Source organism: Rhodococcus sp. NPDC019647 (genome assembly GCF_044389235.1).
In the GTDB taxonomy this organism is placed as follows: domain Bacteria; phylum Actinomycetota; class Actinomycetes; order Mycobacteriales; family Mycobacteriaceae; genus Rhodococcus_F; species Rhodococcus_F oxybenzonivorans.
Map to the genome: position 1 here is coordinate 239,075 of NZ_JBIRXS010000002.1, position 23,537 is coordinate 262,611.

24 protein-coding genes are annotated in these 23,537 nt (G+C 66.4%); 8 read left to right on the forward strand and 16 right to left on the reverse strand.

What is annotated here, in order from left to right; translation table 11 throughout:
* Positions 1-70 precede the first annotated feature (70 nt).
* Positions 71-271, forward strand: a complete 201-nt coding sequence (locus tag ACH49N_RS05760; protein ID WP_109327228.1) for a DUF3073 domain-containing protein — start codon at positions 71-73, stop codon at positions 269-271.
* Between the two features lie 106 nt (positions 272-377).
* On the opposite strand, the gene purM is transcribed toward ACH49N_RS05760, so the two are convergent.
* The 11 genes from purM to malQ form a co-directional block, all read right to left on the reverse strand.
* Positions 378-1,457, reverse strand: a complete 1,080-nt coding sequence (gene purM, locus ACH49N_RS05765) for a phosphoribosylformylglycinamidine cyclo-ligase (RefSeq protein WP_159919629.1) — start codon at positions 1,455-1,457, stop codon at positions 378-380.
* Between the two features lie 118 nt (positions 1,458-1,575).
* A complete protein-coding gene (gene purF, locus ACH49N_RS05770; RefSeq protein WP_358271014.1) occupies positions 1,576-3,159 on the reverse strand; it encodes an amidophosphoribosyltransferase in 1,584 nt (527 codons plus the stop codon).
* A 406-nt stretch (positions 3,160-3,565) separates the two neighbouring features.
* A complete protein-coding gene (locus ACH49N_RS05775; RefSeq protein ID WP_358271016.1) occupies positions 3,566-3,949 on the reverse strand; it encodes a sterol carrier family protein in 384 nt (127 codons plus the stop codon).
* Between the two features lie 4 nt (positions 3,950-3,953).
* Positions 3,954-4,598: a CPBP family intramembrane glutamic endopeptidase gene (locus ACH49N_RS05780; RefSeq protein ID WP_358271017.1), complete on the reverse strand. Its 645-nt coding sequence runs from the start codon at positions 4,596-4,598 to the stop codon at positions 3,954-3,956.
* Complete coding sequence (locus ACH49N_RS05785) at positions 4,595-6,364, reverse strand: alpha/beta hydrolase (protein WP_358271018.1); 1,770 nt, start codon at positions 6,362-6,364, stop codon at positions 4,595-4,597. The genes ACH49N_RS05780 and ACH49N_RS05785 overlap by 4 nt, the downstream gene beginning before the upstream one ends.
* Before the next feature lie 3 nt (positions 6,365-6,367).
* The gene (gene purL, locus ACH49N_RS05790) at positions 6,368-8,653 is read right to left on the reverse strand and encodes a phosphoribosylformylglycinamidine synthase subunit PurL (RefSeq protein ID WP_358271019.1); all 2,286 of its coding nucleotides are present in this window, start codon (positions 8,651-8,653) and stop codon (positions 6,368-6,370) included.
* Positions 8,654-8,799: 146 nt separating this feature from the next.
* A complete protein-coding gene (locus ACH49N_RS05795; protein ID WP_358271020.1) occupies positions 8,800-10,086 on the reverse strand; it encodes a M18 family aminopeptidase in 1,287 nt (428 codons plus the stop codon).
* A 25-nt stretch (positions 10,087-10,111) separates the two neighbouring features.
* On the reverse strand, positions 10,112-10,465 hold the full coding sequence (locus ACH49N_RS05800; protein WP_250770704.1) for a VOC family protein: 354 nt from the start codon (positions 10,463-10,465) through the stop codon (positions 10,112-10,114).
* A 57-nt stretch (positions 10,466-10,522) separates the two neighbouring features.
* Positions 10,523-10,687, reverse strand: a complete 165-nt coding sequence (locus ACH49N_RS05805) for a hypothetical protein (protein ID WP_201453512.1) — start codon at positions 10,685-10,687, stop codon at positions 10,523-10,525.
* Positions 10,688-10,727: 40 nt separating this feature from the next.
* Positions 10,728-11,906: a glutamate--cysteine ligase gene (locus tag ACH49N_RS05810; protein WP_358271021.1), complete on the reverse strand. Its 1,179-nt coding sequence runs from the start codon at positions 11,904-11,906 to the stop codon at positions 10,728-10,730.
* Positions 11,907-12,284: 378 nt separating this feature from the next.
* Positions 12,285-14,435, reverse strand: a complete 2,151-nt coding sequence (gene malQ, locus ACH49N_RS05815; protein ID WP_358271023.1) for a 4-alpha-glucanotransferase — start codon at positions 14,433-14,435, stop codon at positions 12,285-12,287.
* 179 nt (positions 14,436-14,614) lie between these two features.
* Between malQ and ACH49N_RS05820 the strand changes: the two genes are divergently transcribed.
* The 4 genes from ACH49N_RS05820 (at position 14,615) to ACH49N_RS05835 (ending at position 16,584) form a co-directional block, all read left to right on the forward strand.
* The gene (locus ACH49N_RS05820; protein ID WP_159919613.1) at positions 14,615-15,262 is read left to right on the forward strand and encodes a HemK2/MTQ2 family protein methyltransferase; all 648 of its coding nucleotides are present in this window, start codon (positions 14,615-14,617) and stop codon (positions 15,260-15,262) included.
* A gap of 452 nt (positions 15,263-15,714) precedes the next feature.
* Complete coding sequence (locus tag ACH49N_RS05825; RefSeq protein ID WP_159919611.1) at positions 15,715-16,023, forward strand: ANTAR domain-containing protein; 309 nt, start codon at positions 15,715-15,717, stop codon at positions 16,021-16,023.
* Positions 16,024-16,040: 17 nt separating this feature from the next.
* A complete protein-coding gene (locus ACH49N_RS05830; RefSeq protein WP_358271025.1) occupies positions 16,041-16,178 on the forward strand; it encodes a hypothetical protein in 138 nt (45 codons plus the stop codon).
* A gap of 31 nt (positions 16,179-16,209) precedes the next feature.
* The gene (locus ACH49N_RS05835; protein ID WP_358271027.1) at positions 16,210-16,584 is read left to right on the forward strand and encodes a hypothetical protein; all 375 of its coding nucleotides are present in this window, start codon (positions 16,210-16,212) and stop codon (positions 16,582-16,584) included.
* Between the two features lie 15 nt (positions 16,585-16,599).
* Here the strand turns inward: ACH49N_RS05835 and purQ are convergent, their stop codons facing one another.
* Both purQ and purS read right to left on the reverse strand, forming a co-directional pair.
* Positions 16,600-17,277 (reverse strand): phosphoribosylformylglycinamidine synthase subunit PurQ, encoded by a 678-nt coding sequence (gene purQ / locus ACH49N_RS05840; RefSeq protein WP_159919607.1) that lies wholly within the window; start codon positions 17,275-17,277, stop codon positions 16,600-16,602.
* Positions 17,274-17,513, reverse strand: coding sequence for a phosphoribosylformylglycinamidine synthase subunit PurS (purS, locus tag ACH49N_RS05845; RefSeq protein ID WP_109327158.1), 240 nt, complete (start codon positions 17,511-17,513; stop codon positions 17,274-17,276). The genes purQ and purS overlap by 4 nt, the downstream gene beginning before the upstream one ends.
* Before the next feature lie 115 nt (positions 17,514-17,628).
* Between purS and ACH49N_RS05850 the strand changes: the two genes are divergently transcribed.
* A complete protein-coding gene (locus tag ACH49N_RS05850; RefSeq protein WP_250770722.1) occupies positions 17,629-18,276 on the forward strand; it encodes an MBL fold metallo-hydrolase in 648 nt (215 codons plus the stop codon).
* A 50-nt stretch (positions 18,277-18,326) separates the two neighbouring features.
* Here ACH49N_RS05850 and ACH49N_RS05855 read toward each other — a convergent pair whose 3' ends face one another.
* From ACH49N_RS05855 to ACH49N_RS05865, 3 genes are all read right to left on the reverse strand, one after another.
* The gene (locus ACH49N_RS05855; protein ID WP_159919603.1) at positions 18,327-19,031 is read right to left on the reverse strand and encodes a DUF2334 domain-containing protein; all 705 of its coding nucleotides are present in this window, start codon (positions 19,029-19,031) and stop codon (positions 18,327-18,329) included.
* Between the two features lie 96 nt (positions 19,032-19,127).
* Positions 19,128-19,622, reverse strand: coding sequence for a glutathione peroxidase (locus tag ACH49N_RS05860; RefSeq protein ID WP_358271029.1), 495 nt, complete (start codon positions 19,620-19,622; stop codon positions 19,128-19,130).
* Positions 19,623-19,707: 85 nt separating this feature from the next.
* On the reverse strand, positions 19,708-21,093 hold the full coding sequence (locus ACH49N_RS05865; protein ID WP_159919599.1) for a cation:dicarboxylate symporter family transporter: 1,386 nt from the start codon (positions 21,091-21,093) through the stop codon (positions 19,708-19,710).
* A 160-nt stretch (positions 21,094-21,253) separates the two neighbouring features.
* Here ACH49N_RS05865 and ACH49N_RS05870 point away from each other — a divergent pair, with 160 nt between their 5' ends.
* Both ACH49N_RS05870 and ACH49N_RS05875 read left to right on the forward strand, forming a co-directional pair.
* Entirely contained in the window at positions 21,254-22,837 is a 1,584-nt protein-coding gene (locus ACH49N_RS05870; RefSeq protein WP_358271031.1) for a sensor histidine kinase, read from the forward strand.
* A complete protein-coding gene (locus tag ACH49N_RS05875; protein ID WP_159919595.1) occupies positions 22,834-23,523 on the forward strand; it encodes a response regulator in 690 nt (229 codons plus the stop codon). Before ACH49N_RS05870 ends, ACH49N_RS05875 begins: the two co-directional genes overlap by 4 nt.
* Positions 23,524-23,537: the final 14 nt, after the last annotated feature.

Here is a 23,537-nt window from a genome sequence, read left to right on the forward strand (position 1 = left end):
GGAACTTACACACTCAAACGGGGCCGCCAAATTCCCCAGGCCGCCCCGCGAAAGCGCGAGGGGGTCAGCCATGGGCCGCGGCCGGGCTAAGGCAAAGCAGACCAAGGTTGCACGCGAGTTGAAGTACAGCGTACCGACCACGGATTTTGACAGCCTGCAACGAGAGCTCTCAGGTGGGTCGTCCAACTCGCATCGGGACGAGGTCTTTGCTGACCAGCGTGCCGACAGGGAGGGGTACTCCTTGGAGGACGATGACGACTGGCGGCGCTGATAGTAGCGACAACGAAATGAGGGGGAGCCGAGTCCGGCTCCCCCTCATTTCCACATCTTCAGCCGGACAGGGCCGCTAGCTCGCCCCGTCCGGCTTTGTCAGATCCTCAGAATCGCGGGTGGTCCCCGGCGAGCTGCGCCCGCAGCTCCGAGGCGTCGTGCGACTTCTTGATGCTGCCCAACGTCCAGCAGTCGATGTGCCGTGCCGTCAGGACGGCCAGCGCACGATCGACGTCCTCGGGAGCCACGATGGCGACCATGCCGACACCCATGTTGAACGTCTGCTCCATCTCACTGCGCTCGACGCGACCGCGCTGCGCGATCATCGCGAAGATGGGAGCGGGGCTCCAGGTTCCGCGGTCGAGTTCGGCGACGAGCCCCTTGGGCATGACCCGGGCCAGGTTGTTGGCCAGTCCCCCGCCGGTGACGTGGCAGAACGTGCGCACATCAGTCTCGGCGGCGAGGGCCAGGCAGTCCTTCGCGTAGATCTTGGTGGGCTCGAGCATTTCTTCGCCCAGCGTGCGTCCGAACTCGTCGACGTGTGCCGTCAAGCTCATGTGGTCGATCTCGAGCAGCACCTTGCGGGCCAGCGAGTAACCATTGGAATGCAGCCCGGAGGAGCCCATGGCGATCACGACGTCGCCGGGCCGGACCCGGTCCGGACCGAGAAGCTGGTCGGCCTCGACCACGCCGATGCCGGTCGCCGACAGGTCGTAGTCGCCGTCGGCCATCACGCCGGGGTGCTCTGCCGTCTCACCGCCCAGCAGCGCGCAGCCGGCCTGGATGCAACCCTCGGCGATGCCGCTGACCAGCTCGGCGACCCGCTCGGGGACGACCCGTCCGACAGCGATGTAGTCCTGGAGGAACAGCGGCTCGGCGCCGCACACCACGAGATCGTCGACGACCATCGCGACCAGGTCGAGTCCGACCGTGTCGTGCTTGTCGAGCGCCTGGGCGACGGCGAGCTTGGTGCCGACACCGTCCGTGGAGGCCGCGAGCAGCGGCTCCTTGTAATCACCCTTGAGCGCGAACAGACCCGCGAATCCACCCAGACCACCGAGAACCTCGGGACGGCTGGCCTTCTTGGCCAGGGGCGCGAAGAGTTCCACCGCCCGATCGCCTGCGGCGATGTCGACTCCCGCGGCGGCGTAGGACGCTCCAGGGCGACTTGTCGGATCCTCGGTCATGTGGTTGTTACTCCAGCCTTCTGTTGCTCGTCAATGTGGTGTCGGTCGGGCAATCGAGTGCTGTGATTGCGCCCTTACGGTACCGGAGCACATTCGACGGCCGACCCGATGTACTGGCCTAGGGTCGGCTGAGCGCGTGCGCGTTGTCGTTGTCCCGGGTGGCGGGACCGCCGGCCGCGCTCTCGAGCATTCCCTCGAGGACGTTCTTGCCGATCGACGATTCCGTCGGAAGTGCGATGGGATAGGTGCCGGTGAAGCACGCCGTGCACAGCCGCGTGGCGGGCTGCTCGGTGGCCGCGATCATCCCGTCGGTGGAGATGTAGCCGAGGGTGTCGGCGCCGATGGATCGGCGGACGCCTTCGAGCATCTCGTCGAAGCTTCCGGGCTCGGCTCCACCACCGGCGCCGTTGGCGATCAGCTCGGCAGGCGAGGCGAAGTCGATGCCGTAGAAGCAGGGCCATTTGACCGGCGGTGAGGCGATCCGGACGTGGATTTCGAGAGCACCCGCCTCCCGCAGCATCCGGATGAGTGCGCGCTGCGTGTTGCCGCGGACGATGGAGTCGTCCACCACGACGAGACGTTTACCTCGGATGACTTCCTTGAGCGGGTTGAGCTTGAGCCGGATACCGAGCTGACGAATGGTCTGGGACGGCTGGATGAAGGTACGGCCAACGTAGGCGTTCTTCATCAACCCCTGGCCGTACGGAATTCCCGACCCCTGCGCGTACCCGACCGCGGCGGGGGTGCCCGACTCCGGAACCGGAATGACGAGGTCGCCGTCGGCCGGATGCTCGGTGGCGAGTCGACGGCCGATCTCGACGCGGGTGGAGTGCACCGAACGACCGGCGATGACGCTGTCCGGGCGCGCCAGGTACACGTACTCGAACACACAGCCCTTGGGCTCGGGGTTCGCGAAACGGGAGGAGCGGACTCCGTCGGCGTCGATGGCGAGGAGTTCACCGGGCTCGATGTCGCGGACGAAGGATGCACCGACGATGTCGAGGGCGGCGGTCTCGCTGGCGACCACCCAGCCGCGGTCCAGGCGGCCGAGACAGAGTGGGCGGATGCCGTGCGGGTCTCGCGCCGCATAGAGAGTGTGCTCGTCCATGAAGGTGAGACAGAACGCGCCGCGGAGCGTCGGCAGCAACTTCATGGCCGCCTGCTCGATGGTGCTGTCCGTGGCGGCATGCGCGAGGAGGGCGCCGACGACATCCGAATCGGAGGTGGCGCCGCCCGGGCGCTTGTCGTTGACCAGCCCGGCTTCCCGCGCCCGTCCGGCCAACTCCGCCGTGTTCACCAGGTTGCCGTTGTGTCCGAGAGCGATACCGCTGCCCGCGGCGGTGGTCCGGAAGATCGGCTGGGCGTTCTCCCACGTGGTCGATCCCGTGGTCGAGTACCGGCAGTGCCCTACGGCGACGTGCCCGGGCATGGCGGCCAGCGTCTGCTCGTCGAACACCTGACTGACCAGACCGAGGTCTTTGAACACCAGCACCTGGGAGCCGTCCGCGACGGCAATGCCTGCCGCTTCCTGTCCACGGTGCTGCAGAGCATAAAGCCCGTAGTACGTGAGTTTCGCCACATCCTCTCCCGGCGCCCAGACGCCGAAGACGCCGCATTCTTCGCGGGGTTCGTTCTCGTCCTCGTCGGACGGGTTCGAAGAGAGGAGATTAGGACTGTTGACCGACAGATCGGCTCTGGTCACCGGGGTGCTCCCTGGGGATGGGCGTGTGAGGGGCACCCACAGTCTACGTGCCGTCGGCGGTCGGCTCGGCCACGGTGCCCCATGCGTGTGTGCAGATCCGGGATGGACGGGCCCACATCGGTTGGTTTCGATACCGATCGAAAGCTCGGATCGACAGAGTGGGGGTCTTCGGTTGACTCTCCGCACAACGGCTCCGACCGCGGCCACACGCCTCCTCGACGCCTTCGAGGGCGTCATCGGATTACCACTTCCCGTGCGCGTCCGATGCTGGGACGGCTCCGAGGCCGCATCTCCGGCATTGGTATGTCGGAACACGTGGGCGCGTCGGCCACAGGTGCTCGCCGTTCGTCCGTCCGACGACGGGTCGAGTGGGCTGCCGCGCACCCGTTCGTTGTGGCTGGGCTGACTACGCCCGCAGCAGCGGCAACCAGTGGGCGATCTCGCCGGCGCGGGCCCCGGACACGGTGACCCCGCCGCCCTGAGTCGCCTCATCGAAGTCGATCAGGCCCGTCACGAGGAGCAACCAGGTCCGCGGGTCGGTTTCCACCACGTTGGGTGGTGTGCCCCTCGTGTGGCGCGGGCCCTCGATGCACTGCACCGCCACGAACGGGGGAACCCTCACCTCGACGCTCGATCCGGGGGCCACCTGCTCGAGAGTTCGGGCGCTGAGCCGGACCGCCGCAGCGAGGACGGTTCGGGACGGCTTCTCGACGGTGTCCCCGCGTAACCACGGGCCGATTTCCAGGACGGCCGCCCTCATCTCGGCTGGGTTCACGGCTCGACGCGGCATGCCTTCAATCTACTGGTCCGGGTTCCGCGGCCCGGGCGGCCACCGCGCCGGCGACGTTGACCGAAAGGTGCAGCAGTGCGGGCGCTACGACGCTGCCGCTCCGGCGCCTCAGCTCTTCGAACAACACTCCCGATGCGGCGGTGACGATCACCGTGCCGAGGACACTGTCGTGCGCGAGTCGGGCTGCCCGAAGGTGCCAGAGTCCGAACGTCACCGCATGCAACGCACGCGCGGTCCGCGGTGACCACTCCCGTTGCAGGACGGCGCTCAGGACGCTGCGGAACAGCAGTTCCTCGGCGACCACCGTGCCCACGGGGATCCGAAACCCGACCCAGCCGTAGAAGTCCGCGGAATGCGCTGCGCGCCGTACCCCACTTCGCCACGGCTGCGCCACTACGGCCGTGGCACCTGCGACCACCGGGATCAGCGCGGCCGCCGCGCCGGATCTCAGTCCCGCAGGCACTGTGGCTGGGGACAGCCCTAGTTCGTTCCGGCTGTACCCGGCGGCGCGCACCACTCCCACCGCTGTCAGCGCCGTTGCGGCGCCGGCGACCGCGCGCCCGTACGGCCCCCACCCGCACCGCGGAAGTATCCCGTTGTTCCACACCACGACCGCCACTGCCACCAACACGGACGACGATCTGCTCACTTCTCGGGACCCTCGCTGCCGGCAAGCATGTCGAGGGCCGTCCGGACCCGCATGGTGTCGAGCGGTGTCCACCCCTCGGGCTGAGCAACGGTGACCCACCCGTCGAGCACCAGCGTCCCGTAATTGTGGCCGTGCCCGTCCGGAACGCCGGCCGCGTTGGTGAGATCGGCCGACACCTGCCAGAACGTCACGAAGGGAAACCATTTCATCGACGGTGAGCGGTCGTCGCCCGGCGGTTCCTTCAACCAGTCCGGTCTGGTGAACGCGAGGTCCGGCGACCACCACACCACCGGATCGGATGCGTGTTGCACGTACAGGATCCGGGGAGAAAGCCACTCCCCGGTGTTGTCGACCATGTCAGCGGCGTCGTCGGCGAATCGCACCACCAGACCCGCGGAGTACTCCGGATCCACCTCAGAGGTGCCGGGGTCACGACGCTCGATCAACTGCCCCCACAAGCGGTTTGCATTGGGCGGGCCGACCCAGAGCACACCGTCGACGGTCTGCCGGATGTCGGTCAGCGTGTCGAAGGCACCCTCCCCCGCCTGGGTCCCGAGACTCTCGCCGTAGACCAGCAATTTGGGACGGGTTGCCTCGGGCTCCTGGAGCCAACGTTCGTGCACCCGGCCGATGAGTTGCCGTCCCGCCTCGGCGGCCTTGTCTCGGTCGGCGAGGAAGGACACCCAACTCGGCAGAAAGGAATACTGACTGGCCACCAACGCGGTGTTTCCGTTGTGGACGAGCTCGATAGCCTGCGCTGCAGTGGGATTCACCCATCCCGTTCCCGTGGTCGGGATGACCACGAGCACCTCGCGCTGGAATGCCCCGGTCCGCTCGAGTTCGTCGATGACGATGTCCATGCGGGCCTCCGCGTCCTCGGCCGTCTCGAGGCCGGCATAGACACGGATCGGGTTTACGGCCGGTGTGCCGTTCGCTGAAGTGAGACCGGCTGCGTCCAGCCCCCGGGAGACGAAGTTGCGGCCCTCGTACCCGAGGGTGTCCCACGGCGCGAACGACGCCGGGCTGCCCGACTTTTCGGGGTCGACCGGCTGGACGACACCGTCCCGGGTGGACGAATTCTGCAGGCTGAACCCTAGATTGGCGACGGCATAGATGCCGCGTACCAGAACCCCGTCGACGAGGAGGAGAAACAACACCGTGACGATGAGGATACCCGCTGTCGTTGCGGTGGGAATGGCGAGGTGCCAGCGCCGGATCAGACGGCCCGCTATCCATCGCACCAACTCGCGCAGCAGCCGCCACCCCGAGACGATGGCCCCACCGACCAGCAAGCTGAGCCCACCGGTGCGGATGTATCCCGTGGTCGTGGTGCCCTCGGCGCCCATGAGGCCGGCGATCTCCCGCTGCCACGCCGCCGAGTACCCGAGCATCACCAGGCTCACCACCACGGAGGTGACCGTGACGAATACCGTGATCGTGGTGGACCGTGATTCCGGCAGCGGCCACCACGCCTTGCGTCGCAAAAAGTAACGGCGCACGGCCCAACCCAGCGCCGTACCGAACGCATAGCCGATCGCGGCGTTGATCCCCCCGATCAGACCCTGGAACAACCAGTCACGAGGCAGCAACGACGGCGTGAGCGACCAGCAGAAGAACAGCGTCGCACAGGCGATGCCGGTGACGTCGAGACGCAGGAGACGCCACAATCTTTCGAGCCGGGAGTCGCGGAGACGGATCGATCCACCGAGCCGCGGGCGTTCCCGCGGCTCGGTGTCAATCCTGTCCAGCGCCCCCGATTCGACCACGCATCACCCGAACAACGCCGGCAGGGTCGCTTCTGACGTCGCGCGCAGTTCGGCAAGGGTGATCGAGAACTGTCCCTGGATCTCCACGGAGTCGGAGCCTTCGTCCACCACACCGATGCGCACCCACGGGAGGTTACGTGCCGTGCACATTCCGGTAAAGCGAGTTTCTTCCGTACGCGGGACGGCGACGAGCACACGACCCGACGACTCGGAGAACAAGGTGACGAACGGATCGGCGTCGTCGGGAAGCAGGATGCGGCAACCGGTTTCACCGACGAGCGCGGCCTCGACGACAGCCTGCGCGAGGCCACCCTCCGACAGGTCGTGTGCGGCAGACACCAGGCCGTCACGCGAAGACGCCAGGAGGATGTCGGCGAGAAGCTGCTCGCGTTCGAGATCGACCTGCGGGGGGACGCCGCCGAGATGTCCGTGCTCGACCTGCGACCAGATCGAACCGTCGAATTCGTCACGCGTCTCGCCGAGCAGAATCAGCGTTTCACCCGGTTCGAGACCGAGGCCCGTGGGGATGCGCCGGTGCACGTCGTCGATGACGCCGAGCACTGCGACCACCGGGGTGGGCAGGATCGGCGTGGAACCGGTCTGGTTGTAGAAGCTCACGTTGCCACCGGTGACGGGAATGCCCAGCTTGGCGCAACCATCGGCCAGACCGCGCACGGCCTGCTGGAACTGCCACATCACGCCCGGGTCTTCCGGGGATCCGAAATTGAGGCAGTTGCTGACGGCCTTCGGGGTGGCTCCGGTGACGGCAACGTTGCGGAACGCCTCGGCGAGTGCCAGCTGCGCTCCGGTGTACGGGTCGAGTGCGGTGTAGCGGCCGGACGCGTCGGTGGCCAGGGCGATACCGCGGCCCGTCTCCTCGTCGATGCGGATGACACCCGAATCGGCATTTTCGGCCAGTACCGTGTTGCCGCGGACGTAACGGTCGTACTGCTCGGTGATCCACTTCCGGCTGCACAGCGCCGGCGACGCGATCATCTTCAGCAGCGTCGCCTTCAGCTCCTCGGCGGACTCGGGCCGCTTCAGCGCCGCCGTGGTGTTCGCGACCAGCGCATCCTGGCTCGCGGGCCGCTGCACGGGACGCTCGTACACAGGGCCCTCGTGGGCGACGGTGCGCGGCGGCACGTCGACGACGGTTTCGCCGTGCCAGGAAATGGTGAGACGGTCACCGTCGGTGACCTCACCGATCACCGTGGCGAGAACGTCCCACTTCTTGCACACGGCCATGAACGCATCCACGTTCTCGGGCGTCACGACGGCACACATACGTTCCTGCGACTCGCTGGACAGCACCTCCGCCGCCGTCATGCCCGTCGCGCGCATCGGGACCTGTTCGAGGTCGATGTGCATGCCGCCGTCGCCGGCCGCGGCCAACTCGGACGTGGCGCAGGACAGTCCGGCACCGCCGAGGTCCTGGATACCGACCACGAGCTTGGCGGCATACAGCTCGAGACAGCACTCGATGAGCACCTTCTCGGTGAACGGATCGCCCACCTGCACAGCCGGGAGCTTCTTCCGGCCGGTACCCGATTCGTCGCCGTCGAACGTCTCCGACGCAAGCACGGACACGCCGCCGATGCCGTCGAGTCCGGTCCGGGCACCGAACAGAATGATCTTGTTACCGGCGCCCGAGGCGAAGGCGAGATGCAGATCCTCGACGCGCATGGCACCAGCGCACAGCGCGTTGACCAGAGGGTTTCCGGCGTACGACTCGTCGAACACGGTTTCGCCGCCCACATTGGGCAGCCCGAGCGAGTTGCCGTAGCCACCCACACCGCGCACCACACCGTCGACCACGCGTCGGGTGTCGGGGGCATCCGCCGCACCGAAACGCAGCTGGTCCATGACGGCGATGGGACGCGCGCCCATGGCCATGATGTCGCGGACGATGCCGCCGACACCGGTGGCCGCACCCTGGTAGGGCTCGACGTAGGACGGATGGTTGTGGCTTTCGACCTTGAACGTGACGGCCCAGCCGTCACCGATGTCGACCACTCCGGCGTTCTCCCCGATACCGGCGAGCATCGAGGAGCGCATCTCGTCGGTGGTGGTCTCACCGAAGTACTTCAGGTGCACCTTGGAAGACTTGTACGAGCAGTGCTCACTCCACATCACCGAGTACATCGCCAGCTCGGCCTCGGTGGGGCGCCGGCCCAGAATCTCCTTGATACGGGCGTACTCGTCGTCCTTGAGGCCGAGCTCCTTGTAAGGCTGCGCGACTTCGGGGTTCGCGGCGGCGGCGGTGACGGTATCGACCGGGTGTGCTGACACTGGAGGTGTGGTCCCTTCCCTACGGGAGTCAAGAGCGGCACGCCGGAGTCAGGGCCGGCCGGTGAGCCGGGTGGCGACGAGCCGTACGTCAGTCTATCCGGCACCTTCTTCCGCCATCGACCTGGCGCTCACCGGCCTGCCCGGCATCAGGTTGTCGGTGTGAGGAACGCCGCAAGGGCGTCGGAGTATGCCCGCACGTCGCGGGCACCCATCAGTTCCCGGGACGAGTGCATGCCCAGCTGAGCGGCACCGACGTCGACGGTGCTCAGACCGGTTCGTGAGGCGGTGATCGGGCCGATGGTCGACCCGCACGGCAGGTCGGCGCGGTGCACATACCTCTGCAACGGCACGCCGGCCTGATCGCACGCCAGCGCGAACGCTCCTGCGCCCGCCGCGTCGGTGGCGTAGCGCAGATTCTGATTGACCTTGAGTACCGGCCCGGCGTTGACGGCGATCTGGTGTGCGGGTTCGTGGCGGTCCGGATAGTTGGGGTGCGTGGCGTGCGCCATGTCGCCCGACGCACACACCGAGCCGGCCATGGCCTGCAGGAATTCTTCGCGCCCGCCACCCCGGCCGAGCACGATGCGCTCGAGAACGGTGTTGAGCAGGTCCGAGAACGCCCCGCGATCCGACATACTCCCGACCTCCTCGTGATCGAAGAGCGCGAGCACGGGCACGTGATCACCTGCCGGGTACTCGGCGGCGGCGAGCAGTGCCTGGGTTCCGGCGTAGCAGGTGCCCTGGTTGTCGAGCCGCGGCGCGCTGACGAGATCCTCCTCCGTCCCGACCACCGCACTGGGCGCGAGGTCGTGGGTCATCAGTTCCCAGCCGAGCACCGAATCCGCGGGCACCTCGGCCCGGTCCGCGACGAAGTCGATGAAGGATCGACGTCCCGAACCGACACCCCAGACCGCGTTGAGGTGTCGTTGCGGGTCGAGGTGCACTCCCTTGCGATCCTCCGACAGGTGAATTGCGAGCTGCGGGACCCGCAGGATCGGTTGGTCGATGCGAACGAGTTTCTGTTCCACCACGTTGCCGACCCGCACGCTCAGGCGTCCCGAGATACCCAGGTCGCGGTCGAGCCACGAATTGAGCCACGCACCCCCGTACGGCTCGAGACCCACCATCTGCCACCCGGCCGACCACAGATCGGGATGCTGCTTGACGCGCAGGTTCGGGCTGTCGGTGTGCCCGCCGACGATGCGGAACGGCGCCGTCCGCCCGACCCGCTCGGTGCTCCAGGCGATGAGTGATCCGCCGCGAACCAGGAAGTAGCGGCCAGGTTCGCCGGGCCACGAGTCCGTCTCGTGCAGCTCGGTAAATCCGTTGCCGAACAGCAACATCGACACCGTCGCGCACACATGGAACGGCGACGGTGACGCATCGACGAAGGTGCACAGGCCCTGGGCGTCGGCCCACGTAGTGGAATGCATGGAGCCAATCATGCAGGACGCGGTGCTAGCTGTGTGGACCCGAGACGCAGAACTGATTGCCGTCGGGATCGGCGAGGGTGACCCAGCGGAATCCGTCCATCTCGCGTTGCGCCACCTCCGTCGCGCCCCCGACGGTCAGTCTGCCCACCTCGCCGTCGAGATTCTCGGACGTCAGGTCGAGGTGAATGCGGTTCTTCCCCGGCGTGGGGTCGTCCACCTTTTGGAAGGCGAGCTTGTACGGCGAGTTCGGAAGCGCGACGACATAGAACCATCCGTCGTTCTCCTGCTCGACCGTGCCCGCAGTCTGCTCCGCCCACCAGGTGGCCAGCGGTCCGGGATCTGTGCTGTCGAAGGTGATCATGCCGAGTTCGAGTGCCATGGGCGCACCCTATCCCCGCTCACCGACACGTTTTCGGCTCCTGCGCGGGCCGCGGTGTCACTCGGGAGCCGGTGTGATGTGCAGGATCCCGAGGATCGACAACAGATCCTTGCAATCGTGAGCATCGCGCGAACGCGACGCGACCGCCCGCTGCGCCTTCCGGATCGTGTCGGCATCGATTTCGTGCTCCACCTCGAAGACGGAAGCTTTACGTTCGGCCACGTCGATTTCCTTCCCCGATGTCATCGTGCGGTGTCGGCCTTCAATGAACGGTGTCGCGCTCGCGGATCGCAGCGGGCCACGAACCCGCGAGCGTGTGGCGAGCCGCAACCGACACCACGTCCGCCGCGTCCTGTCGCCGGGAGAACGCCTCCCGCTGCCGCGTAGCGCCGTTGCCCTGAGCCAGGATCTTCTTCACCATCTTCTCCACCCTGCTGCGCTCACCGAACTCGTCGAGTTCCGTCTGCACGTGACGGATCAGCGAGGTCAGCTGGCGCGCAGGTGTGATCAACCGCGAAGAGGTGACGTCGAGCAACTGCCCGCTGACGCCTTCGCGCGCGGCACGCAGATATGCGGCCCGCAGCACCTCGGGCGCCACCGGAAGCGCTAGCCGTCCGGCATGTACCGAACGCTCCGCTGCTGCGACCAGGGCACGAATCAGCGTGGCCACGGCCACCGTTTCGTCGACGGTGCCGGGCACGTCACTGACCCGGACCTCGACGGTGGGAAGGTGCGCGGAGGGGCGGACGTCCCAGTACACCATCGCCTCGTCGAGAATCCCGCCGGATTCGATCATCACGCCGACCACCGAGTCGTAATGATCGGCCGATGTGAAGTACGGGGGTGCCCACGAGCACGCCCACCGGCCTCCGAGCACCGCCCGCCAGCTCGCGAACCCGGTGTCGCGGCCTCGATGGATCGGAGAGTTCGCGGTCAGCGCGAGGAGAGTCGGCAGCCAGAGCCGCAGATAATTGCATACCTGCACCGCGGTCTCGCGGTCACTGATCGCCACGTGCACGTGGCAACCACACACCTCGTGCTCGGACACGAGAGACCCGTACCGCTCCGCCATCCGCTGGTAACGGGGTACATCGGTGACCGTCGAGAACTCGCCGCACACCGGCGGCACCCCCGTGGACAACAGGGCCGCCCCGTGCTGGGTCGCTGCCGCCGCCGCAACCGAGCGAGCCCCCGCGATCTGCTCGTACAACTGGCGCATTCCGCGGCACACCGGGGTGTTGGTCTCCACCTGGCTCTTCTTCAGCTCCAGATCGAGCGTGCCGCCCAGGCTTCGGGCACTGTCGACGACCTCCCGATTGCACTCGAGCATTCGGTTCGTCGACGCGTCGACGAGGAAGAACTCTTCCTCCACTCCGACCGACGGACCGCGGCTGGAACCGGGTACATCCGATCGTGCGCTGTCGAGTGGTCGCAAGCTCATCGTCGCACCCCCACGACGAGCCGCGGGACGTCTATCAGCACGGCCGCACCCCTTCCTCCGCGGTGAGGCGTGGGGCGGCACTCGCACCCAACGCCTCTCATTCGGCGTCGGCGCACTTCCTGACCGACCGGTGACAGAATCCGAGTACCCCGGCACCGGTAATCGAATCACCGCCGCAATCGCAGGGTCGCCGATTTTTCACGAGTTTTGCGCCCATGGATGCGTACCCAACCCCGGGGGGCACTCATGACCGGTCCACACCGGACACGCGTCACCACAGACCGTCGCTCTCACCATCCCGACAGCCGCCGAGGCGGCCCCCGTTCAGGCATCACCGCCGCCCCCGTCAAGGAATGCACATGTTGACGCAGGCCAAAGTCAGGAGTGCCCTTGCGCTGTGACCGCCTCGCATTCGACGTAGCTGTAGTCGGCCCGCGCCAGGTCCTCGAGAGGAACCGCCTTACCTGAGGCGTCGGCCAGAGGAATCTTCCAGTTCGGGTACTGGGCATCGCCCGTGCCCGGTTGATTCTGGATGCGGTGCTCGCCGACGAGGTCGACGAGTGCAACTCCCAGCAACATGGAGGGACTCCGGCCGATCAACGCGTACAACGCCTTCACGGTGTCCTCGATCGACGCGCCGTCCTCCGACAGCCCGCGGTCCCGGGCCATCTGCAGAACGGACTCGCGCTGACTCAAGTCGTGTTCTTTCTCGGATTCGAGGTCCCGTTCGAGAAGGCCCAACCGCGAACGCAATTCGATGTGCTCGCCCGCGAGATACCCGGCGGTCGGTGGAAGATCGTGCGTCGTCACGGAAGTCAGACACAGGGAACGGTATTTCTCGGGCGGAATGGGGCCGTCGTCGTCGCGCTCGAACCACAGAATCGACGTCCCCAACACGCCGCGTTCGGCGAGATACTCCTGCACCATCGGCTCGAAGACACCCAGGTCTTCGCCGATGACGACGGCCCCCGCGCGTTCCGCCTCGAGAACCAGAATCCCGATGAGGGCTTCGTGGTCGTAGGTGACGTAGGTCCCTTCCGCCGGTGACGCCGCACCGTTCGGTATCCACCACAGTCGGAACAGGCCGAGGATATGGTCGACGCGCAGTCCACCTGCGTGCTTGAGCACGGTGCGCAGCATGTCGCGATAGGGGGCATAGCCCAATTCGGCGAGCCGATCGGGCCGCCATGGCGGCTGATCCCAGGACTGGCCCTGCTGGTTGAAGTCGTCAGGTGGAGCGCCGACCGTAATACCCTCCGCGAGAGCGGAACCGAGCGACCAGGCGTCCGCTCCGCCATGCTGGACACCGACCGCCAGGTCGTGCACGACACCGATGTCCATGCCTGCCGCGCGGGCAGCGTGCTGAGCCTCGGCGAGTTGTTCGTCGCATATCCACTGCAACCAAGAATGGAATTCGATGCGATCGGAGAGCTTGTCGCGTTGCGCTCGCACCCATTCGGTGTCGGGCGAGGCAGCCTTCGTCTGCCATCGCGGGTCCCGCGGAGACAATTTCTCGGCGAGGGCGCACCAGGTCGCGAAGTCGCGGAGCCCGTCCCCTTCGGTGCGGCGGAATTCGTCGAACGCCTGCTGACGACTCGCGCTGCGCTCGACTCGGAAGACCCGCTCGAGTGTCCGGAGTTTGGCGCGGTAGGACCTGTCCCTGTCGATCCGATCGGCCTTGCCGTTGGCCCGCTCGAAACGGGCCGCCGCCTCACGCATACGGGCGTAGTGCGGACGGGGCAGGTACGCGGCCTCCCGGATGTTCTCAACGCGGATGTACAGCGGATTGACGAACCTGCGCGTGGTCGGCAGATAGGGAGACGCCTCGACCGGGGGTTTCGGTTGCGCCGCATGCAGCGGATTCACCAGAACGTAGTCGGCGCCGTGCACGGAACCGAAGATCGTGGCCAAGTCCCCCAGGTCCCCGAAGTCGCCGAGACCCCACGAACGACGGGAACGCACGGAGTACAGCTGGGCAAGGACTCCCCACCGTTGCCGGTCGCTGAGAGAATTCGATGTCGACAACCGGGCCGGCGTGACGACGAGCGTGCACGACTCGGGCGTAGCGTCGGACGGCTCCGTCCCGTTTCTCCACGTCGACGCGCGGATCTCGTGCCACCCCGAGGGTAGGTCGGCGGGGACGGCGAAAGTCGCGCGGCCGATCAGGGCGCCATCGACCTCTCGCGGATCGACCCACACGTCGAGCTGCCGCGCCGCGACCTCGTCGCCGAATTCGGTGACGATCGTGACGGTGACGGGGTCACCGTGCGGCACGTGGACGACGAAGCGTGCCTCGGTGCCCTGCACTCCGACGACGACCGGTGGCAGTGCCCGTCGCCAAGGAGCCAGTTCGCACTCTGCGAGCGCATCCTCGACCTCGACGTCGGTGTCGGCCGGGACATCCATCGCCGCGAGGACGGTGCGCAGTGTCTCGTCCCCGACCTCGTGACGTTGCTCGTCCCATCCCTCGTACGACGTCGCCACGCCGTGCCGGGCCGCTAGATTCCGCAACTGCTGGCTGTAGCTCACCTTGTCGATCGTGCCAGGTCGACGGTGCGTGCGCGCGCCGTGGACACGGAACTGATTGATCCGGGCGCGTCCCGGGTAATTGGACCCCAATCGACACTGCCGTTCGACTCGACATTGCCGAGAGTGCCCGGTGACAGAGTTCGGACTCGCCTCGCACTCTCACCGACCAAGGAGCCCAGATGCTGCTACGTCTTCCTGGAGTCTATCGCCCACAGGACGATACGGAGATGCTGGCTGACGTGATCGCAGCCGAGGAGCTAGGGCCTTCCTCACGCGTTCTCGACCTCTGTGCAGGCACCGGCGCCCTGAGCGTCCGGGCAGCTGAGGCCGGTGCCGGATCGGTCACCGCGGTGGACGTGTCGCTCCGGGCAGTGCTCAGTATCCGGCTCAACGCGCTGACGAGGCGACTCCCGATTCGCGTTCTCCGCGGTGACCTCACCGAGTCGATTCGGTCCGAGCGATTCGATCTCATCGTGTCCAACCCGCCGTACGTTCCCGCACACGACGACGCCCTTCCCGCGCGAGGTGTTGCCCGGGCGTGGGACGCGGGCAAGAACGGTCGCGCCCTGCTCGACAGGATCTGCGCTCAATCACCGGACGTGCTGGCTCCCGGTGGGGTACTCCTCCTCGCCCAGTCCGCGCTCAGTGGGATCGAGAAGACCCAGACGATGCTCGAAGAGCAGAATTTGAGGGTCGAGTTAGCAGCCACGGCAGAAATTCCCTTCGGGCCGGTTCTCGAGGGACGGCGGAAGATGCTCGAGGAGCGCGGTCTCATAGAGCCCGGGCAGTCCCGCGAGCAGATCGTCGTGTTTCGAGCCGCGAAGTAGTCGGCAGCAACCGGCATGCCGGTTGCTGAGTGACAACACATTTCCACTCGTTACTCGGCAGTTTTCATTGCCGAAACATGCGCGGCACGCTATCCTGAGCGAAGGTTGAGCACGCAGCCGACGCCGGGATTCGTCGCCGCGCGGGAATTTCAAGACTCAACCCCACTCGGTTTCAGCGATTTTCGCGCCTTCCTTCCCGAGGCAAGGTAGGACCACACTATGGGTGTCGCGGTGGACGATGTTGCCCTCACAACCTCGACGACGCCTGCAGCGAATCGGCCGGAATGTCCGGTCGGATCCTCACACCGCTATTCGCTGCTCGATGCACTTGTCTCCGTCCGGATTCGACCGGACATTCAGTGGGAATACTGCTATCACACGATGATTCGGCATCGAGTCGAGGCAATTCCTCGATCGGCGCTCGATTGCAACCAATCTTGAAGAGAGAACCGATGTCCCACAACGTAGTCGATCTACGATCACAGCCCCTACGACAGCAGCGCACCGAACGTGACGTACTGGCCACGGCGGAGCACATCCTGATCGAGTGCCGCGGATACAGCGGCGACGCAGCGTTCGACGAACTGATGGATGTGGCGCGCAGGCACCACGTCGATGTTCGCCGCGCCGCGGAACGTCTCATCGATCTGGCGGCAAAGGATTCTCGCGCAGTAGCAGAGGCCAGTCGACTCCACGGGGCCGAGACGGCCGCCCTGGACGAGACCTGGGCACCCATGCTCGCCAACCGACACGCAAGTTGAGAGAGCCGATACCAACAATGACCGGACCGAAGACGCACACCGCGCCCGCAACGGCGACCCCGGAGAAACGCAGGTCGTCGATGAGTACCGAAGAGATCAAATCGCGTATAGAAGCGATGTTCGCGCACGACGAAGCGCCCGAGAACCGCAACTGACAGAGGGCCGCAACTGACAACGGAGGGGCGTGTGACGTCGAGAGTGAAGCATCCTGTGCGGCGGTTGTTGTTCATCGGCAACCCCACCCAGTTCATCGAGGTGATTCATTGGGCCGCGATGCGGGTGTGGGCGACCGGCCACGGGCTGGAAACCACCAGGACATTCGCCGGCGGGCCGGTGGTGTGTGCGGTCGCCACCGAAGACGTTCTCGATGGCCTCTGTCTTCCTTCCGAGGCCACCATGTTGCAGCGAGTCCGCAGAGAAGGCATTCCGTGCATCAGCGTGCACGACGCTCCCGAACGCATCATCGATGAGATCGGTGCACTGACGCCGTTAACGGTCCTGCACACCGAAGCCGAAGCCGACGCCGAGTCGCTCATCGAGAGCGACAAGGCATCGGCGTAGGGCGAAACGTCCAGGTCAGGCGGAAATGACGCTGTCGAGGACGGAATAGAACATGCCGAGCCCATCGTCGCTGGGACCGGTGAGAGCTTCGGTGGCGTGCTCCGGGTGTGGCATCAGGCCGACGACACGTCCGTTGGCTGAGGAGATGCCGGCGATTGCGCCCTGAGACCCGTTGGGGTTGTCGCCCGCGAACCGGAAGACGACCCGGCCTTCACCCTCGAGCTCGTCCAGTACTTTCTTGGGAGCCTGGTAACGGCCCTCACCCGACTTCAGCGGAATGAGAATCTCGGCACCCGACTCGTAACGCGACGTCCACGCCGTCGATGTGGATTCCACCCTGAGCCACTCGTCACGGCAGATGAAATGCAGGCCCTCGTTGCGGGTGAGTGCGCCCGGCAGCAGACCGGCCTCGCACAGCACCTGGAAACCGTTGCAGATACCGAGGACGGGCATGCCCCCCTGAGCTGCCTGAACGACCTTGCCCATGACGGGGGCGAAGCGCGCGATCGCGCCTGCTCGCAAATAGTCACCGTACGAGAAGCCACCCGGGACGATGACCGCGTCGACGCCCTTGAGGTCGGCGTCTCCGTGCCAGAGGTTCACGGCCTCGCCGCCGGCGAGTTTCACCGCACGGACGGCGTCGACGTCGTCGAGGGTGCCGGGGAAAGTGATGACTCCGACGCGTGCACTCATGCTTCGACGCGCCTCACGGTCCAGTCCTCGATCACCGTGTTGGCCAGCAGGGCCTCGGCGATCTTCTCGAGCTGCGCGTCGTCGACGCTGCCGTCGACCTCGAGCTCGAAACGCTTCCCCTGGCGGACATCCGAGATTCCAGCGAACCCGAGCCGCGGCAGGGCCCCGGCAATGGCCTGCCCCTGGGGGTCGAGAATCTCGGCCTTGGGCATGACTTCGACGACGACACGGGCCACGTGCTGCTCCTCGTTAGTAGTGCGCGAGCCCAGAGTGGAACACCGGGCACTAGGGAGTTTACCGGGCCACCGGTGTGCAGCCCGCATCGGACGGAGGGCGCGCATACTCGAATCCATGCGACTGACTCACTTCGGCCACAGCTGCGTCCTCGTCGAGTTGAACGGTTCCACGATCCTGTTCGATCCGGGCAACTTCTCGCACGGATTCGAGGGCCTCACCGGGCTCGACGCGATCCTGGTCACGCATCAGCACCCCGACCATGTCGACCAGCAGCGATTGCCGGCTCTCGTCGAGGCGAACCCCGACGCAGCGCTGTACTCGGATCCGCAGACGGCGGCGCAGCTCGGCGGTAGATGGACGGGGGTGCATGCCGGCGACGAGTTCGACATCGGCGACGTCCATGTCACCGGCACCGGCGGTACGCACGCCGTGATCCACCCCGACATCCCGATGATCGACAACACCGCTTACCTGCTCGGCGACTCCGGCGATCCGGCACAGCTCCTGCATCCGGGCGACTCGCTGTTCGTCCCGGAACAGAAGGTGGACGTGCTGGCTCTGCCCGCCGCGGCGCCGTGGTTGAAGATATCCGAGGCGATCGACTACCTACGCGCCGTTGCGCCGCGGGTCGCCGTACCCATTCATCAGGCGATCATCGCCGACCAGGCCACCGGCATCTTCTACGGTCGTTACACCGACATGGCACCGGCAGGAACCGAATTCCGCACCCTTCCCAGCGAGTCGAGCGTCGAGGTGGCCTGACGCCCCTGTGAGTACTTCTCAACCGCCCACTGTTAAGAAGTACTCACGGGTCAGGCGGCGCCCACCCGGGGATGTCGCGGCTGCCACCGGTAGACCGTCGGCTCCGCGCCGTACTGAAGGGCCAGGTCGACGGCGTCGAGCATCGCCTGCCGCGGGCCGGGGGTACCCAACTGTTTGGCTGTGACCGCGAGGCGGACCACTCCCCCGCGCTTCGCCGCGCGCCCCGAGCCGTGGACGAGCGCCCGACACCACCACGGTTCCGCCCGGAACCCCTCGCCGATGCCCAGCACGCGCGACCGTACGGACGACCCCCGTTCGAGGTCGTGGATAGCGGTCATGTTCGCGAGGAGGCGGAACCCCGCGGAAGGCAGGGCCGCGACGGCACCCTGCGACGCCAGCCAGCGCGGCGGTGCGAACACCCGGGTGCGCAGGCCGGTCTGCTCCATCACGCGGTCGGCGGCGATCAACCGCAGTCGGGCTTCGTGTTCGGGGAGTGCCGCGAACTCTGCGCGACGACGTTTGGTTGCGGCTTGGTCGTAGCCGTGCAGGACAACGGCGTCGCCCCGGGAACGGCGCAGACGCAGCCAGTCCTGCGTCGCAGGGTCGTTGACCAGGCGGTATTTGTCTTTCAGGCGCGGAGCGACCAGCAGCGACAGCGGCACACCCCGCGCGTCCATCTCCTCGGCGAACGCGGCGGCGAAGTCGCGCGTTTCCTGTCGAAGCCCTGACACCGACACGAGCAACTGTCCGGTCATGGCTTCCAGGGTGACAGCCCAAGGTGAACGCCAGGCAAAGGTCGTGCGCCTTTCTGGTCGCCTGGGCCACCAGAAAGGCGCACGAGCCCGAAGGGCCTACTTCGGCAGGACAGCCTCGATCGCGGCGACGACCTCGGGGGCGTCGGGTTCGGTGCGCGGACGGAACCGGTTCACGACGGTGCCGTCGGGTGCGACGAGGAACTTCTCGAAGTTCCATTGCACGTCCCCCGCCTCCCCGTCGGCGTCGGCAGCCTCGGTCAGCTCCTCGTACAGCGGATGACGATTGTCGCCGTTCACCTCGATCTTCTCGAGCAGGGGGAAGGTGACGCCGTAGGTGGTGGAGCAGAACGTCTCGATCTCCTCGGCAGTCCCGGGCTCCTGTCCCATGAACTGGTTACACGGAATCCCGATGACGGTGAGACCGCGGTCGGCGTAATCGGTCGCCAGCTTTTCGAGGGTCTTGTACTGGGGGGTGAGCCCACACTTGGAGGCCACGTTCACCACGAGAACTGCGCGCCCGTCGTATTCGCCGAGCGAGGTGGGCACGCCGCCCAGGGTGTTGATGGCAATGTTCTGCACAGGAGTCGTCATGACACCCAACGTAGCGACAACAAGCGCTGTGCGCCCAAGCGGAGATCCGCCCGGGCGCACAGCGCTTCCGTGTTCGTTCGTGGTGTCAGTGGGTGAGCAGCACGCGGGAGTCGTCTTCGCGGGCAGGGGTTGCCTTCTCCTGCTCGACGACTTCACCGTGACCGTCGTCGACCATGGTCTCCTCGTCGAAGGGCAGCTTCCCGTCGAGGACCTTGCGGACGCGGTCGTTGTCGACGGTGTCCGTCCACGAACCGACGAGCAGCGTCGCGACGGCATTGCCGGAGAAGTTGGTGACGGCGCGCGCCTCGGACATGAACCGGTCGATGCCGACGATCAGTCCGACGCCGTCGAGCAGTTCGGGGCGGTGGCTCTGCAGCCCACCGGCGAGGGTAGCGAGACCTGCACCGCTCACCCCGGCGGCGCCCTTGGACGCAATGATCATGAACAGCAGTAGCGACAGCTGCTCGGGAAGCGACAGCGGCTGGCCCATCGCGTCGGCGATGAAGATCGATGCCATGGTCAGGTAGATCGCGGTGCCGTCGAGGTTGAACGAGTATCCGGTCGGGACCACGACGCCGACGGTGGTGCGCTCGACGCCGATGTGCTCCATCTTCGCGATGAGGCGGGGCAGGGCCGACTCGGACGAGGACGTGGCGAAGATCAGCAGGTACTCGCGGGCCAGGTAGCGGACGAGCTTGAAGATGGACACTCCGGCGACGACGCGCAGGATCGATCCGAGAACACCGAAGACGAAGATCAGGCAGGTCAGGTAGAAGCCCAGCATCAGGGTCGCGAGCTGAACGACTGCGCCGAGTCCGGTCTGTCCGACGACGTTGGCGATGGCGCCGAAAGCACCGATCGGGGCCAGCCACAGGATCATCGACAGGATCTTGAACACGAGCTTCTGCACGTAACCGACTCCGCGCAGGATCGGCTCACCCTGCTTACCCAGCGCCTGCAGACCGAAGCCGACGAGCAGGGCCACGAACAGGGTCTGCAGGACGTTGCCCTCGGTGAGCGCGGACAGCAGCGACGTGGGAATGATCGACCCGATGAACTCGACGGTGCCGCCTGCGCCGTGCGCCTTCTCGGCCAGCTGGGCACCGGTTCCGGCGGTGTCGGGGCTGACGTTCAGGCCGCTGCCCGGGTCGAGGAGGTTGCCCACCACGAGGCCGATGCCGAGGGCGACGGTCGACATGCCGATGAAGTAGGTGAGAGCGAGCCCGCCGACCTTCCCGACCTTGGCCGCTGCTTTCACCGACCCGATTCCCAGCACGATGGTGCAGAAGATCACCGGGCTGATCATCATCTTGATCAGGTCGACGAACATCGTGCCCAGGACACCGAGCGATTTGCCTGCCCCCGGCGCGAGCCATCCGACGAGTACGCCCGCGACCACGGCGACGATGACCCCCATGTACAACCAGTGGGTACGGTCGCGCTTCTTCGTTTTCCCTGTCGCAGTACTCATGGGGTGGTCCTCCAGTTCGAATGGCAAGCTGATCGATAAGCCGGGTAGTGACCGCGATCACGTCTTGTAGAGAATCTTGTAAGCGATCGCTCGGTTGGAGAAGTTTGTGTTCATTACGTTCAGGAGAGCTGCGGTGCGACGACGACTGCCGAGACGGCCCATGAGCGTGGCGCGTCAGCTCTTCCTCCTGCAATTGGTGGTCTTGACGCTGGTGATTGCTGCGGGAACTCTGCTTGCCGTCCTCGATCAGCGACGCGACAGCGACGACAGCACCCGGCGTGCGGTGACGGCGGTGGCCACGGCTCTGGCCCTGTCCGACGGCACCGTCGCAGCCCTGCGCACTCCCGACCCCAGCGCGATTCTCCAACCGCAGACCGAACGGATCCGCACGGCCACCGGAACCGACTTCATCGTGGTGATGGCCCCGAACCGCACGCGCTTCACGCACACCAGCCCGGAGCTCATCGGTGGCACGTTCTCCGGAAACATCGAGCGTGCCCTCGCCGGGGAAACGTTCACCGAGACCTACGCCGGTTCGCTCGGTCCGTCCATCCGGGCGGTGGCCCCCATCTACGACGGCGGCCGCATCGTCGGTCTCGTCTCGGTGGGTGTCACCCGCGAGAAGATCGGCGGCCAGGTGGCGAAGAGCCTGCCCACCATCTTCGCCGTCGCCGCTATCGGGCTGGGCGTGTCCGCGGCCGGCTCGTTCCTGCTCAGCAGGCGTCTACGACGGCAGACACTCGGAATGGCGCCGGACGAGCTGCGCCGCATGTACGAGCACCACGCTGCCGTTCTGCATTCGATCGGCGAGGGCCTGGTGGTTCTCGGTCGAACCGACGGCGACGACGCGACCGCCGAGGTGGTGAACGACGAGGCCCGCCGACTACTCGACCTACCCGACGGCCCGGTGCCCGTTTCCGCCCTGCCACCATCGCTGCGTACGGCCACCGCCCCCGCCCCGTCGGACACCGGCGAGCCGCGCGACGAGATACATCTGACAACCGACCGCGTTCTCCTCGTCAGCCGCGAACCCGTCGAATGGGAGGGACAGCGCATCGGCACGGTACTGACCTTGCGCGACCGCACCGAAATGCAAAGCGTGATGGGTGAACTCGACTCGGTGCGCGGGTTCGCCGAGTCCTTGCGTTCACAGGCCCACGAGTCGGCCAACCGGCTACACACCATCATCACGATGGTGGAACTTGGTCGCTACGACGACGCGATCGCGTTCGCCACGGATGATCTGCGTCTGTCCCAGGAGCTGATCGACCGGCTGATGACGGCGGTACACGAACCGGCACTGGCAGCGCTGTTGCTCGGCAAGGTGGGTGTTGCGGCGGAACGGGGCGTCGACTTGATCGTCACCGAGGACACCGCATTGGGTCCCGTCACGCCGCTCACTGCGCGGGAACTGGTCACCCTGGTGGGTAACCTCGTGGACAATGCCATCGACGCCGCGCGCGGATCTGCGGAGCAGACGACCGACGGACCCTGGGTGGAAGTCACTGTATGCGAGGAGGATTCGTCGATGGTCGTGCGTGTCGCGGATAGTGGTCCGGGCATTCCCGCGGAGGAGTTCGACAAGGCCGTCACCCGTGGCTATTCCACGAAATCCGGCCAGCGCGGGCTGGGACTCGCCCTCGTCGTGCAGGTCGTGACACGCCACGGAGGAACGATCCGCACGGAACCGTCACTGGGCTCGATGATCGTCGCCGAGATACCGATCGCCGGAGCGGCTTCGTGATTCGAGTGATGATCGTCGAGGACGAGCCGCTGATCGCCGAGGCTCATCGTGCGTATGTCGAGCGGGTGCCCGGGTTCTCCGTGCATACCGTCGTCCATGACGGCAGCAGTGCGATGCGCGCCGTGGCGGAAGCCGGCAGCACCGAGGATCCGATCGACCTCGTCCTGCTGGACTTCGGTTTGCCGGATTCGAGTGGTCTCGATGTTGCGGCCGCGCTGAGCGGGATCCGGCCCAGCCCCGACGTCATCGCTGTCACCTCGGCCCGCGACCTCGAGTTGGTGCGCACCGCGGTGGCCCGCGGGATCGCGTTGTATCTGCTGAAGCCGTTCACCTTCGCCGCGTTCCGCGACAAGCTCGAACGGTACCGCGAGTTCCGGGACGCGCTTCCGGCCGGCAGTAACGCGTTGAGCCAGCAGGACATCGACCGGGCAATGTCTGCCCTGCGCACCTCGGATGAACGCGCGAGTGCGCCGAAAGGTGTGGCTCCGCAGACCCTCGACCACGTCTCCGCGTGCATCCGGGACGCAGCAGGACCCCTGACTGCCGCCGAGGTGGCCGCCGCGATCGGTGTGTCCCGGGTGACCGCGTGGCGGTACCTCGAACGACTGGCCGACGACGGCGTCCTCGCGCGGCACACGGAGTACGGCCGGGCGGGACGACCGCAGATTCGGTACGCGTTGCGCTGAGGAAACCCGTATCG

Bases quoted from the DNA above. Each gene is read 5' to 3' on its own strand.
- ACH49N_RS05760 (WP_109327228.1), top strand. From the start codon at position 71: ATGGGCCGCGGCCGGGCTAAGGCAAAGCAGACCAAGGTTGCACGCGAG.
- ACH49N_RS05795 (WP_358271020.1), bottom strand. From the start codon at position 10,086: ATGCATTCCACTACGTGGGCCGACGCCCAGGGCCTGTGCACCTTCGTC.
- purQ (WP_159919607.1), bottom strand. From the start codon at position 17,277: ATGAGTGCACGCGTCGGAGTCATCACTTTCCCCGGCACCCTCGACGAC.
- ACH49N_RS05855 (WP_159919603.1), bottom strand. From the start codon at position 19,031: ATGACCGGACAGTTGCTCGTGTCGGTGTCAGGGCTTCGACAGGAAACG.
- ACH49N_RS05870 (WP_358271031.1), top strand. From the start codon at position 21,254: ATGAGCGTGGCGCGTCAGCTCTTCCTCCTGCAATTGGTGGTCTTGACG.
- ACH49N_RS05865 (WP_159919599.1), bottom strand. From the start codon at position 21,093: ATGAGTACTGCGACAGGGAAAACGAAGAAGCGCGACCGTACCCACTGG.
- ACH49N_RS05850 (WP_250770722.1), top strand. From the start codon at position 17,629: ATGCGACTGACTCACTTCGGCCACAGCTGCGTCCTCGTCGAGTTGAAC.
- ACH49N_RS05810 (WP_358271021.1), bottom strand. From the start codon at position 11,906: ATGAGCTTGCGACCACTCGACAGCGCACGATCGGATGTACCCGGTTCC.
- purM (WP_159919629.1), bottom strand. From the start codon at position 1,457: ATGACCGAGGATCCGACAAGTCGCCCTGGAGCGTCCTACGCCGCCGCG.
- ACH49N_RS05860 (WP_358271029.1), bottom strand. From the start codon at position 19,622: ATGACGACTCCTGTGCAGAACATTGCCATCAACACCCTGGGCGGCGTG.
- ACH49N_RS05830 (WP_358271025.1), top strand. From the start codon at position 16,041: ATGACCGGACCGAAGACGCACACCGCGCCCGCAACGGCGACCCCGGAG.
- ACH49N_RS05800 (WP_250770704.1), bottom strand. From the start codon at position 10,465: ATGGCACTCGAACTCGGCATGATCACCTTCGACAGCACAGATCCCGGA.
- ACH49N_RS05820 (WP_159919613.1), top strand. From the start codon at position 14,615: ATGCTGCTACGTCTTCCTGGAGTCTATCGCCCACAGGACGATACGGAG.
- ACH49N_RS05775 (WP_358271016.1), bottom strand. From the start codon at position 3,949: ATGCCGCGTCGAGCCGTGAACCCAGCCGAGATGAGGGCGGCCGTCCTG.
- ACH49N_RS05825 (WP_159919611.1), top strand. From the start codon at position 15,715: ATGTCCCACAACGTAGTCGATCTACGATCACAGCCCCTACGACAGCAG.